Origin of the sequence: Mesorhizobium sp. CCNWLY176, assembly GCF_037153935.1 — a bacterium.
GTDB classification, from domain to species: Bacteria; Pseudomonadota; Alphaproteobacteria; order Rhizobiales; family Rhizobiaceae; genus Mesorhizobium_M; species Mesorhizobium_M zhangyense.
Window position 1 is genome coordinate 1 of the sequence record NZ_JBBBDZ010000015.1, and the last position, 12,077, is coordinate 12,077.

13 protein-coding genes and 1 tRNA gene are annotated in these 12,077 nt (G+C 59.2%); 5 read left to right on the forward strand and 9 right to left on the reverse strand.

The window, feature by feature from the left end:
- Positions 1 to 255: 255 nt before the first annotated feature.
- Positions 256 to 331: transfer RNA gene (locus WBQ96_RS21770), tRNA-Phe, on the forward strand.
- Between the two features lie 160 nt (positions 332 to 491).
- Positions 492 to 1,679, forward strand: a complete 1,188-nt coding sequence (locus WBQ96_RS21775) for a tyrosine-type recombinase/integrase (RefSeq protein ID WP_336554444.1) — start codon at positions 492 to 494, stop codon at positions 1,677 to 1,679.
- A 123-nt stretch (positions 1,680 to 1,802) separates the two neighbouring features.
- On the opposite strand, the gene WBQ96_RS21780 is transcribed toward WBQ96_RS21775, so the two are convergent.
- The 3 genes from WBQ96_RS21780 to WBQ96_RS21790 all read right to left on the reverse strand — a co-directional run bounded on the left by WBQ96_RS21780 (position 1,803) and on the right by WBQ96_RS21790 (position 4,033).
- Entirely contained in the window at positions 1,803 to 3,113 is a 1,311-nt protein-coding gene (locus WBQ96_RS21780) for a type II toxin-antitoxin system HipA family toxin (RefSeq protein ID WP_336554442.1), read from the reverse strand.
- A complete protein-coding gene (locus WBQ96_RS21785) occupies positions 3,113 to 3,364 on the reverse strand; it encodes a helix-turn-helix domain-containing protein (protein ID WP_336554440.1) in 252 nt (83 codons plus the stop codon). Before WBQ96_RS21785 ends, WBQ96_RS21780 begins: the two co-directional genes overlap by 1 nt.
- A 423-nt stretch (positions 3,365 to 3,787) precedes the next feature.
- A complete protein-coding gene (locus tag WBQ96_RS21790; RefSeq protein ID WP_091914192.1) occupies positions 3,788 to 4,033 on the reverse strand; it encodes a YMGG-like glycine zipper-containing protein in 246 nt (81 codons plus the stop codon).
- 385 nt (positions 4,034 to 4,418) lie between these two features.
- On the opposite strand from WBQ96_RS21790, the gene WBQ96_RS21795 reads away from it, so the two are divergent.
- Positions 4,419 to 5,117 (forward strand): GntR family transcriptional regulator, encoded by a 699-nt coding sequence (locus tag WBQ96_RS21795; protein ID WP_336554435.1) that lies wholly within the window; start codon positions 4,419 to 4,421, stop codon positions 5,115 to 5,117.
- A 23-nt stretch (positions 5,118 to 5,140) separates the two neighbouring features.
- On the opposite strand, the gene WBQ96_RS21800 is transcribed toward WBQ96_RS21795, so the two are convergent.
- From WBQ96_RS21800 to WBQ96_RS21815, 4 genes are all read right to left on the reverse strand, one after another.
- Entirely contained in the window at positions 5,141 to 7,117 is a 1,977-nt protein-coding gene (locus WBQ96_RS21800) for an MOSC N-terminal beta barrel domain-containing protein (RefSeq protein ID WP_336554433.1), read from the reverse strand.
- A gap of 9 nt (positions 7,118 to 7,126) precedes the next feature.
- Positions 7,127 to 8,071 carry an alpha/beta hydrolase gene (locus WBQ96_RS21805; RefSeq protein WP_336554432.1) on the reverse strand — a complete coding sequence of 315 codons (945 nt, stop codon included), beginning with the start codon at positions 8,069 to 8,071 and terminating at the stop codon, positions 7,127 to 7,129.
- 55 nt (positions 8,072 to 8,126) lie between these two features.
- Positions 8,127 to 9,161 (reverse strand): extracellular solute-binding protein, encoded by a 1,035-nt coding sequence (locus WBQ96_RS21810; protein WP_336554430.1) that lies wholly within the window; start codon positions 9,159 to 9,161, stop codon positions 8,127 to 8,129.
- A gap of 334 nt (positions 9,162 to 9,495) precedes the next feature.
- Positions 9,496 to 9,864, reverse strand: coding sequence for a hypothetical protein (locus WBQ96_RS21815; RefSeq protein ID WP_165114723.1), 369 nt, complete (start codon positions 9,862 to 9,864; stop codon positions 9,496 to 9,498).
- Between the two features lie 295 nt (positions 9,865 to 10,159).
- On the opposite strand from WBQ96_RS21815, the gene WBQ96_RS21820 reads away from it, so the two are divergent.
- Positions 10,160 to 10,684 carry a hypothetical protein gene (locus tag WBQ96_RS21820; RefSeq protein WP_336554427.1) on the forward strand — a complete coding sequence of 175 codons (525 nt, stop codon included), beginning with the start codon at positions 10,160 to 10,162 and terminating at the stop codon, positions 10,682 to 10,684.
- A gap of 53 nt (positions 10,685 to 10,737) precedes the next feature.
- Here WBQ96_RS21820 and WBQ96_RS21825 read toward each other — a convergent pair whose 3' ends face one another.
- Positions 10,738 to 11,004 carry a PepSY domain-containing protein gene (locus WBQ96_RS21825; RefSeq protein ID WP_336554426.1) on the reverse strand — a complete coding sequence of 89 codons (267 nt, stop codon included), beginning with the start codon at positions 11,002 to 11,004 and terminating at the stop codon, positions 10,738 to 10,740.
- A 110-nt stretch (positions 11,005 to 11,114) separates the two neighbouring features.
- Between WBQ96_RS21825 and WBQ96_RS21830 the strand changes: the two genes are divergently transcribed.
- On the forward strand, positions 11,115 to 11,504 hold the full coding sequence (locus tag WBQ96_RS21830) for a DUF930 domain-containing protein (protein ID WP_091914175.1): 390 nt from the start codon (positions 11,115 to 11,117) through the stop codon (positions 11,502 to 11,504).
- A gap of 102 nt (positions 11,505 to 11,606) precedes the next feature.
- On the opposite strand, the gene WBQ96_RS21835 is transcribed toward WBQ96_RS21830, so the two are convergent.
- Complete coding sequence (locus WBQ96_RS21835) at positions 11,607 to 11,918, reverse strand: hypothetical protein (protein WP_165114717.1); 312 nt, start codon at positions 11,916 to 11,918, stop codon at positions 11,607 to 11,609.
- Positions 11,919 to 12,077 lie beyond the last annotated feature (159 nt).

The window sequence follows — 12,077 nt, forward strand, 5'->3', positions numbered from 1 at the left end:
CGCGGTCTCCATGACCTGGGACCCATCGGCCTCCCGCCCGCAACCATCATGCCACAAACACAACACACAGGGACCCAGTTTTCGGGATCGCGGCCTGACGCCGGCTGAGCTTTTTTCAAGCTTGCGTTCTTTCTTGTCGCAATCGGCTTTCAAGCGCTGGACAGGCGGAAATCTCATGCTATAACCCACCCGCTTTCCCGGGGTTGCCAAGCCCTTGCAAAGTGGGGAACCGGCTCAAACCGGGTTCCACAACAGGCCCAGATAGCTCAGCTGGTAGAGCAGCGGATTGAAAATCCGCGTGTCCGTGGTTCGAATCCGCGTCTGGGCACCATTTTCCTTTCCCATAGCTTCTCACAGTGTCCCACTGGTCAAATAAATCAATGAGTTAGCCAACTCTGGCTGCTCATGGCTACCCACCGCATACCGTTGCAACGCATCAGTTTGTGGGTAACGATCCCGGCATTACCCATAGCCCGGGAGGTCCGTTACCCATGTCGCTCTCCAACTTCGCCTGCAAGGCCGCCAAGCCTAAAGACAAGCCGTATCGCCTTGCTGACGGCGACGGGCTCTATCTCCTTGTCCAAAAAAGCGGCTCTAAGCTCTGGCAATTGCGGTATCGCTACCTGGAGAAGGAAAACATCCTCTCCTTTGGAAAATACCCGCTTGTGTCCCTTCTCGACGCGAGAGAGAAGCGGGACAACGCCAAGAGATTGCTAATCGGCGGCATCAATCCCTCCACCAAACGCAAAGAGGAGAAGATCGCAGCCATCACGGAAGCACGCACCACCTTCGGCCTGATCGCCGAGGAATACGTCAAGCGAATGGAGGAACGGGACGCCGCGGTGGCCACCGTCACCAAAACGAAGTGGCTCCTCGAAGACCTGGCCAGCCCGATCGCCAAGCGTCCTATCAAAGAGATCACTCCGGCCGAAATTCTACAACTCCTCCAGAAGATCGAAAAGAGTGGCCGACGAGAGACGGCGCGGCGTTTGCGCGGCGTGATCGGCAGCGTCTTCCGGCTGGCCATTGTCACCCTACGGGCCGAGACTAACCCAACCCTGCCCCTCCAGGGCGCTCTCCAGCCACCGAAAGTCATTGGTCGCGCCGCTATCGTCGATGAAAAGAAATTCGGCCAGCTCCTCGTGACGATCGATGAGTATGACGGCTGGCCGACCCTTAAAGCCGCTCTCCAGTTCCTCGCCCTCACCTGCGTCCGTCCCGGTGAAGTACGGGGAGCTACCCGCGACGAGTTCGACCGAAAGAAAGCCCTCTGGCGCATTCCGGCCGAGCGCATGAAGATGCGCGCTCCGCACGATGTCCCGCTATCCAAGCAGGCGCTCCGGGTCCTGGAAGAGGTCTGGCCGCTTTCCGAGCACGGCGGCTTGGTCTTCCCTTCGATCCGCTCAACCAAGCGACCGCTTTCCGAGAACGCCATGAATGCCGCGCTACGGCGCATGGGCTACGGCAAGGACGAAGTGACCGCCCACGGCTTCCGGGTGACCGCCAGCACCATCCTCAACGCCCGCCACCACGACCCAGACGTAATTGAGGCGGTGCTGGCGCATCAGGACAAGAACACCATCCAGCGAACCTACAACCGTGCCACCTATTGGGAGCAGCGGGTGAAGCTGATGCAGGAGTGGGGAGATTTGCTAGATGCACTGAAGGCGGGCCGTTAGTTTTACGGGCTATCCGCTTTTGAGATGATGGTTCGATCAACCAAGCCCAGGGAGACCTCCTCGCAGAATAACCTTGGCGCGCGGGCGCAAGTGACGTCGCTTCAATGTCCTTCCCGTCTCCCTCTACGATATCGTCATACCGCGCAGCCGGCCAGTGACCGCTGCGGTAATCGACCCGTGGATGAAGGCAGGAAAATCCTTCGGCAGAGATTTTTCGATCCGTGCAATCGCATCGCTTGCACTTGCGGCTATTTCTTCGATTGCATTAGGGACAAGTGCTTTCGGCAGGCCGGCTTCCGCACCGGTTTGAACGAAATGCCGCACGTGTATTTGGTCGATGCAATAGTGCCGGCTATTTCCGACCGACATCGCCAGCTTCATCTGTTTGCGCTGGATTTGGTGGGAGTCCAGGCTCGGTTGCGCTGTCAGCACGTCATAGAATGGCGTCAGTTGGTAAGTACCACCACGCCCTAGGTAGATGCTGAAATTCTTCGCATGTCCGTCAGTCGCGCCAATCAGCCAGAACAGTATCTGTGCCTTGATGAATGCAGTCTGGTCTTCTGCCGGCGTATCGCCGCCCTTCAGCAGATCGAGGATCGCGACCATGCCAGGGCCGCCCTCGCTTTGGTATTTCAGGGTCGGGGGTACGGAGAGTGCCTGACAGCAGTCCTCCTGCGGCAGTCTCAGCAATCTGCCGTCCGAGGTCCAGCGGCGATCGAAGCGCTCTATGACCAGCGCTTTCGTTTCGCCGAACGTCCCGATTTCGGCTTTATTGACCGGAAGGCCAAATGCTTCGATGAATTTCAGGCAGTAGAATTCGTTTTCGACGCTGTTCGACAGATCGATTCCATTGGGCAAGGTGCCGATCTGGGTTTTGAATAAATGTGTGGTTGCGGTCGTACCATGCGGCTTGAGCCATTTGCCATCGTACAAGAGTAGGGCGGTTTTCTCTTGAGCACCTGCAATCGATATCCGGAATTCATCGTCACGGCTCAAACCGAGCGGTGCTTGCGCGAGACCGCGCAGCAGTTTGTCGATGGCCTCGTCATCGACGACTTCACCCTTGATCGTGCCAGTTGCGTCTATTGCCTCGGCATCACCGGAGATAAATTGTAGCGCTCCCACGCAGTCATGCCCGATGGCCGCAAGCATGCTGTAAGCGTCGGTTCCCCGTGCGCCGACTTTCTCCGCTACGCGGCGACGTAGCGCATCGGAATCGGGCAGCAGGTTCTCGAATACGGCGACGACAGGTTCGCCTCGGAAGGCGCTTTCCCGCATGGGCAGGGACAGAGAAATAGGGAACGCATGCTCCCATTCGAGCCAGCTTTGATCGTACTCGAAGTCGATCGCGCCGCTTGTCTCTTTATTCAAATGGCCAACCAGGCGGTTGTTGAGATAAACGCGGAGCGGCCTATATATGCGGCGTCGGGCCATCAAAAAATGTCCTCGATGTCTGAGGCGCGGTTTTTCGATCGTGGGACGATCCTGAATTCCAAATCGAGGGCGGCGAGGACGGCGAGGATTGTCTCAAGTTTTGCCGCCGGATTGCCAGTCTCGATAAGGGAAATGGTTTCTTGCCGCAGTCCGGCTTTTATTCCGAGCTCCGTCTGATTTAGACCCTGCTTTTTGCGGGCGCGCTGTATGATGTTTCCGATCTGCTTCGGATTGCGTGCCAAATCTATCATTTAGATATTATGTCCTAACTCCGATAAAAATGCAATATCGGACTCAGCACATAACACAAAAATATGCGCTAACTTCAATAAAGTGGATGTATGTCATTTGGCGCATAAATTCACGCATCTCAGTTCGGGGTGAGTACGTCTTCACGGACCTTGGTAGTCGCACATACGAGCATCCAGACGACTCCGGGTCGGAGAGCTTCAAGACCCACCTTCATGAAGGGCGCATAGGCCTCACATTTCACTTTTAGCACCGACCAAGTAATCCGCGTAGGCGCCGAGCGATGGTGATCCTGAGCTCGATTGGCATGGGTTCAGGCAAAAAACTGCCTGCAAACGGCTGATGCCAGCCCAATACAGAGCTGGCATCAGTTTGTCCTCAACTAGACCGCGAAAACCTCGCAATCTTCGGTGCTGGCTAACCTATCACCGGCAGCGCGCCGTGTAGATGCGGCCGTGACGGTCGCGATACTGGCAGTAGCCGTTGCGCAGATTGCGCACCAGAAGGCCGCCGAGTGCACCGGCACCGGCGCCAATCAACGCGCCCCTGCCGCCGCCTGCAATACCACCGATGATGGCGCCGGCACCCGCGCCGATACCGACATCCCGTTCGGTCGAGGTACAGCCGCTCAGTGCAACGACAGCGGCCAGTGCAATGATCATTTTACGCATGGATCGAATTCCTCACTTGGTGATCACGAGTGATCAGGCAGCCCATTAGCATAAGAAATGGGACAACGCGTCAAGGGCCTCGAAAGTTGGATAAAATATTGTTGCCAGGTGTAACCGCTAGTGGGAAATCACGACGCTCGCAGCCGATGGTTCGAGAACTACGATCTACCGACAGGAAAATATAGGCGGAATTTGCGCCGCGCTGCCTGCGAACAACCGTAGATAACGCGACATCGCCGCTTGCGGCTTTGCGAATGAAGCGTCTATCATCTACTTGAAAAATCGCTGACTTCCGCCGTCAGGTATTGTCCAGCACCTTTATTTTCGTAGCGGCAGATAAAGCCATCTGCGTAGTTTTCAGGACGCATGAAGCAGCACACCGCCAATGGCCGATAAAACCCAATTCGGACTGACTGCAGTCGACACCGTTCCCCTGCACGAGAAGGTCTATCTGGAACTCGTGCGGGCGCTGATGTCGGGCCAGTTCGCACCCGGGCAGAAGCTGACGTCGCGCAAGGTCGCCAAGGAGCTCGGCACCAGCGACATGCCGGTGCGCAGTGCCTTCATGCGCCTGCAGGCGCTGCGGGCGCTGAGCCCGATGCCGAATGGCAGCATGGAAGTACCGATGATTTCGGCCGACAGGTTCTCGGAACTGACCGCCGTGCGGATGATCCTGGAAGGTTCGGCAACCGAGCTTGCCGCGCAGCGCATCAACGGAAACAACCTGCGCACGGTTCGCCGGCATTGCACCGAACTCACCGAGGCGGCGCGCAAGGGCGACATCGACGACTATCTGCGGAAGAACTACAATTTCAAGTTCTCCATCTACCGCCATTGCGGCAACGAGCAGATGATCTTCCTGATCGAAACCGTATGGATGCAGGTGGGTCCGTTTCTGCGGAACCTGACGACAGGTTTCGAGAACAATCTCGCGTCGATTCTCGACATCGACTACCACGAGGAAACAGTGGCTGCGATCGAGGAACATGATGGCGCGCGGGCGCGCGCTGCAATCACGCGCGACATAAATGATGGCGCGACGCATCTTCTGAAACACGTCAAATTCCCCGACGCACGCAGCTGAAGGCAACGGGAGACCCCGTCTCGTCAGATATCCAGCTCGACGGCGCCGACCGGGTTGGTGGAGCAGGCCAGGATGTAGCCTGACTGTTTTTCCTCGTCGGAAAGTGCAGCACGTTCGGGATCGGCGGCGTTTGGAGCAATGCGCCACTCGCCCGAAACGACCTTGCAGCGGCAGGTGCCACATATGCCTGCCTCGCAATCGGCAGGTAGTTCGACGCCAGCCTTGCGGGCGAGTTCGAGCACGGTGACAGCCCCCTCGCCTTCCACCGACTTGCCGCTTTTCAGGAAAGATACCTTGTAGGTGCCTATCTCGGCTTCCGGTGCAGCCGAGCGATCCGGGCCGAAGGTTTCCTCCAGAAACGGGTGTTTCGGGGCCGGTTGCCAGTCCTCGTAGATCTGCCGAGCTTTGCTGCGAAAGCCGTCGGGGCCGCAGCAGAAGACGAGGCGTTCGGCAAGATCGGGACAGGCGGCGCGCAGCACAGCTTCATCGAGCCGTCCGCTCAAGACATTAGGCCGGTCCTGGCTATCTTCTCCGAAGCGGGTGGACGCAAGCATCTCCTCCGCGGCGTTGGCGCCGGTGAGATTCCAGGACAGCCGCAGCCGCCCACCCATCTGCCGGCGCAGCAGCACCAGTTCGTGCAGAAAGGAGACGTCTTCCGCATTGCGAGCGCTGTGGTGGAGATGGATATCGAGCGGCAGGTTGGCATCGGCGATGAAGCGCAGCATCGACATCATCGGCGTAATGCCGCTGCCGGCCGACAGCAGTAGCAGGCGCTCGGCGGAACCGGCGGCGGCGAGATGGAAGCGGCCATTGGGACCGAGCGAACGAAGTGTGTCGCCCGGCTTCAGCGTGTCGTGCAGCCAGTTCGAAATGCGACCGCCTTCTACCCGCTTGACCGTCACCGAAATATGGTGCGGCCGCGACGGCGAGGACGAAATCGTATAGTTGCGCCGCACCGTCCGCCCGTCGATATCGAGCAGCAGCGTGATGAACTGGCCGGGCTTGTAGTCGATGGCCTCGCCCGGCTCCAGTTGGAAGCGGAAGGTGCGGAAGTCATGCGTTTCGTCGATGACGGCTACGCAGCGAAGCAGTCTTTCGCGCCCACGGGCATTCGAGGTGCCACCGGTCGCGCCGGCAGTCGACGGCAGCCGCGTGACGGGCGCCGCAGAACCCGGCAGGATGGTGATCGGGACTTTGCGAGCAAGCACTTCGACAGGGTCGCCGACGGTCAATCTTCCCATCGTCCGCGGAATCAGGAACTGGCCGAAATAGGCCTTGCCGTCCTCGCCGCGCCGCTGCTTGCCCAGCAGGGCAAGAGGCTCATGATCCGGCCGGCCCTCGCCCGTGCGCGGGTCTAGCGTGATCATGACGCAGCGGTCGCAAGCGCCTGCCACCTCGAATTCGATCTCGCCGATGCGCACCGACGCCCAGCCGTCTTCCGCGTAGGCATCCGGCCCGCTGACAACCAGATTGGGCCGGAAACGCTGCATTTCAGCCTCGGTTTCGAGGAAACCGTTCATGTCGGCAAGCGACGCCGCGTTGGTCAAGAGCAGCGGCGCGGTATCGGCAAAGCTGACGGTGCCGCCACCGCCCAACCCGAGGGGGCGATGTGTCTGGCCGCCCTTCACCACAAGGCGGCATGGCTTGCCAAGAAAGTCCGTCAGCCATCGCGAAACAGCGTCGCCGGCATCCAGCGCGATAACGCTGTCGCCCCAGATTGTCACCGTGTCGGCCCGGCCTAGAGAACCCCGCGCAAAGGCAAGCACCGGCATGCCGGGCGCGGTCAGCACCACTTCGTCGCCATCGAGATGCGTGTGCACCTGCATCAGCTTCGAAGTCTTGCGAGCGGTGATGCAGTTTCCCTCTTCGTCCACGACCATCATGCGTCGGTCGCCGACGAGCCCTTCCGGCTCAAGCCGCGCGGTTTCGACCGAAAGGCCGGCCCCGGACTTCAACGGATAGATATGCAGGCTTTCGACCCGAAAAGGCACAGCGGTCATTTCGATACGCTATGCCGCAAGCATCTGTTTCATGGCACGGCATACTTCCAGGAAGGCCGTATCGGAGCGCTTCGAAATGCCGGAATGCTGCATGAAATTGTGAATGAGACCGTCGAAGCAGCGGTATTTCACATCGTTGCCGGCAGCCTTCAACTGTTCGGCGAAAGCGCGACCCTGATCGCGCAGGATGTCGTTTTCGGCCCCGTAGAACAGGATCGGCGGCAGCCCGCTCAAATCCGCGGCCAGTACGGGAGAAACCCGAGGATCGGAATAGAGGGCGCGATCCGGCACATAGGCTCTTGCGAAATATTCGGTCTCGGCGAATTCCAGATAATGGCCGGTGGCGAAAGCCTCGTCCGAGGCCGATTTCGGCGCAAGGCCGAGATATGGCCGCGCATCGACCAGCGGGTAGAGAAGGCACGCACCCTTGAACAGTCCCCGATCCTGCAGCATGGCCGCGATCGACAGGTTGGCGCCGGCGCTGTCGCCCATCAGCACGAAACGATCAGCATCGGTGCCGAATGAGGCGGCGTTGCGCGTGATCCAGTCCACCGCGAGCAGCGTGTCTTCAAGGGCGGCGGGGAAAGGATGTTCCGGCGCAAGCCGGTATTCCAGAAAAGCCACCACCGCCCGGCATTCGAGCGCAATGCGGGCCGATTGCGGCGCATAGGTGTCGGCGTCGCCAAGCACGAAGCCGCCGCCATGCAGATAGAGGATCACCGGCGCGGGGCTGGCAAGGCCGGCAGGCGTGTATATGCGAAGGGACGCATCGGCATGGCCGCCCGGCAGCCGCATCGTGGTTTCGGACACGTCACCTTCGGGCGCACGGCTCATTTCGCGGTATTGCGCGCGATAGTCGCGGCGCGCGCTTTGCAGCGTGACCTTTTGCTGCGACGAAGCCTGCTCGGCCGCGAGCCGGTCGAGCATCGCCTTGATTTCCGGATCGAGCGCCATGCAACACCTCTTGTTTAGGACGCCGCCGCCCGGCGAACCGGGCGGCGCGTCGATATCACTTCAGGAGATCGGTCCAGATCCGGGTGTAGAGCGCCTGCACATCCGGCGCGCAGGCGAGGTTGAAATTGCCGTTCGCAGCAAATTCGGCCGGGATATTGACCTCGGGCGCATCCTTCATGTCTTCAGGCAGGAAGGCCTCCGAACCCTTGATGCCGTTGGCGTATCGGGCGAAGCTCGAAAGCATCGCGGCATTCTCCGGGTCCATCACGAAGTTCATGAACAGCTTGGCGTTTTCGGTGTTCTTGGCGTCCTTGATGATCATCAGATTGTCCATCCAGATCGGATAGCCTTCCTTCGGATAACCATAGACGATCTTGTCGTTCTTCAGCCGCGAGCGGAAGGAGGCGCCGTTCCAGTTTACACCGGCCGAAATATCACCCTTGATGTATTTCTCGATGTTGCCGAAATCCATCGACAGCCATTTCGGCTTGGCTGCCACCAGCATGTCACGCACCTTCTTCAGCACTTCCTTGTCGCCGGTGCAGGGCTCGCCTCCGACATAGGCGATGGCCAGATACATGACATCGGACATCTCGGGCACGACATTGACCTTGCCGACGAGTTCGGCGGGCGGGTCCATGAAGATCGCCGAGGTGTTCGGATCGCCGGAATAGACCGAGTTGTTGACAGTAACGCCGGTCGTGCCCCACTGCCACGGCACCGAGTAATGGCGGCCCGGATCGAACGGCACGTCGACCCAGCGGGGATCGACATTTTTGAAATTCTCCATCTGATCAGGACGGCTTTCGAGAACCAGGCCCTCGTCGATCCACACTTTCACCACCGAGGCGGAAGGGACAACCATGTCGAAGCCGTGGCCGCCCTGGCGGATCTTGGCGAGCGCGGTGTCGTTGGAATCGTAATCGGTTACGGTGACCTTGACCTTGTAGGCGTCCTCGAACTTCTTGATCATCTCCGGGCTGGTGTAGTTGCCCCAGTTGTAGATGTTCAGCTCGCCCTCGGCGCGGGCGAGGCCCGTCGTCGCCAGCCAAGCGAGGCCTACAGCCGTCGCCGTCGTCTTCCAGTTCATGTCATGCTCCCAGTTTGATTGCCCGATTGCGACCGCGCTTAGCCGCCGCTCAACCCCGGGCGGACGGCTTTTGCCTGAAACGCTGTTTTCCGGCAGCGTTCGCGCCAACCCTCCAACGCCGGCCGAACCGCACTATATTGCGATCTCATCGCTATACAATAGTGCGATCTGCGATCGCACTATTTTTCAACCGCCTCGACGCGATGAATGGCAGGAAACGACGCCTGAGAGCCGCCACCGACATGCCGGCTACGGCCAATTCGGCTCCGCAACAAATCAAGGATTTCAGCACGAAACGCCGAAGGAAGCTGCCGGCGTGTGCCGGCGACCTGCTTTATTTGCCGTGGCTTTTCGAAGCCAGCTTCGCTTTCGTCAGCACGCCGGCTTCCGGTGCGAGCGGCTTCCATTCCAGGGCAGCCGGAACGTAACGAAGGTCATCTTCCCATTGCTGGGAAAGAACACTGCCCTCGATGCCGGTCGGATTCTCATACTGGCCGGCATCCTCGTCGGCGGTGTCCGTCAATGGCCAGGTCGCGGTTGCCTTGCCTGCAACCATGATGCCGCCCATCCGCGCCGGTGCGAATTCGCACTCGTTCGGATCGACACACTCGTCCACGAGCGCCGCCAGCATCGAAACTGACGGTGCAACGAAGAGACCCACAACTTGTTTGTCCGCTGCGATGCGGACGAAATAAGCGTTCAACGAATTCCCCCGGAACGAACGTTCTGTTCCACATTAAGCCGAATACCATCTGTCGTGGCGCTGAGGCAGATGTAGTTGATCACCACTTCGTTACCTAGAGCAGCATCCGGTAACGGAAATGGGAGCAGCCTCTTTTTTGATCTCAACCATGGTCACTTGGAGCAACATAACTTTGGCTTTCTCGGCCAGCCGCGAAACATAAAAAGCCCGCCATTCCCTTGGGAACGGCGGGCCAATTTCGTTGCCTGAACCACCCTTCTACCGGGCGGGGCGGTATTCCGTCGGAGGACGATGGATGATCATGGTAAAGCTTGTCTTAAACCAGCACCCGAAGCGAAGTCAGGCAAGTCATCGTCCTGTTGATCGTTATCCTTATCTTCACTTTTTCTTCAGTCCACCCGTATGGGTGGTGCAATCGAAAGGAAAAAGAGCCATAGTGATGGATGACGATGGCAATGAGTGCCGGTTGTCAAATCGCTCAGATGTACGTGGGCCCGGTGACGGGCAGTTCATCCGGCCTGGGCTCTGGAACGTATTTCGTACAGAGCAGAGGTGTGCCGTGAACAGTTACGAGAGCCAATATTCAGGACGATACAAACATTGGACGCCGGAGGACATCGCCCAGTTGCGGCGCATGGCCAGAAGCCAGGCAAGCGTTACCGCAATCGCAAGGCGGTTCAACCGCTCCGTCGGGGCAGTACGCACGCGGGCATATGCAGAGGGCATAAGCCTGGCGCAGGGCAACAAGACGCCCCCGATCGCAAGGGCAACCTTCAAACCGGTCAGCAGACCTGAAAGCAGCCCGCTCGAAGCCGTCTAGTATGCATTCAGCCTACCGACGCGCCAAAGTCGCAAGCCGCTCGGTTTTGCCTGCTATTTCGGTTCGCCTGTGGCCGGGTCGATCTTTATTTCGACCTTGGCCTTGTCGGTCGTATAGTAGGTGATCTCGTAATAGCCTTCCTCGTCCCAGTCGATCTCCCCGACATAGCGGAACTGGTCCCTCTGTTCGATCTTGGCGATGATCTCCGACAGTTTCTTTCCGTTGTCGGGCGGCGTGGCAGGCGCGGCTGTCTGAGCCAGGGCCGGAGCGCTCATCAGGCCTCCTGCGAGCAATGCGGCAAGGAATAATTTGCGAGACATGATCTCTCCCTTTCTGGCTGATCGCGGAGGAAACGATAAAACGCGCGTTCCGTTCCCACGGTCCTGCTGATGCCTTGATTTAGGCTCGATCCTATGGTGCAGGAGTAACCATGAGGAAAATCTGTCTCCTGACACTCGCCGTTGTCGTTCTCGCTTCACCGGCCATGGCGCTCGACGGCGCCCTCAAGGCCGGTCTGCTGAAACTCGATCCCGAAACGCGACTCGAGCAGCGTTGCGATGCCGAGGCGCTGGACCGCATCGGGAAAGACGGCTCTCACTACAAGCCGGATCGTGTCGTCGCCTATGCTATGGCAACGCCGACAATGCTCACCGACGCCATCGAAAGCCCGGGGGCTGCGTTTCGCAGCAAGGGCGAATGGTACAAGCTGGCCTATGTCTGCAAGACCGCCCCGGATCACATGAAGGTGCTGTCGTTCGAATACCAGATCGGCGACGCAATCGCCGAGGCTGATTGGCAGAAGTACAATCTCTGGCAATAGCGCCCGCATCGCATCTCTATCGATCACGCAATACGGCGCAAAAAGCCCGCCATTCCCTTGGGAGCGGCGGGCCGTGGATCAGGTCAAACCTGAATCCGGGGATTAGTTGCAGGGCGCCTCGTAGGTACGCGCATTGCCATAGCGGTCGTAGAGCGGCCGGCCGCGGCGGTCATACTGCTGATAGACGCAGCGGCCGGGCGTTGTCGCCGCACCGAGTGCTGCACCTGCCACGCCGCCGATAAGTGCGCCGGCAACCGTGCTTCCGGTGTTGCCGCCGATAGCCTGACCGGCAAGTGCGCCGACACCGGCACCGATCGCGCCGCCGCCGAGTGCGCGTTGTTCCGGCGTATTGCACCCCGCCAGTGTCAACACTGTTACCGTCAAAACCGCTGCCAAAGACAAGCGTTTAATCATCGAACCTCTCCTGTTGCCGATGAGCCCTTCAGCGGCACAATTATCATAGGAATTTCAGAGCGTCACGGTGCCCACCAAAATGAGTCGGCGGCGCGGAATGCCCAATTAGAGGTATTGCCGATACTGACAAAACCGCTGCGATATTTATCAACCGGGTTG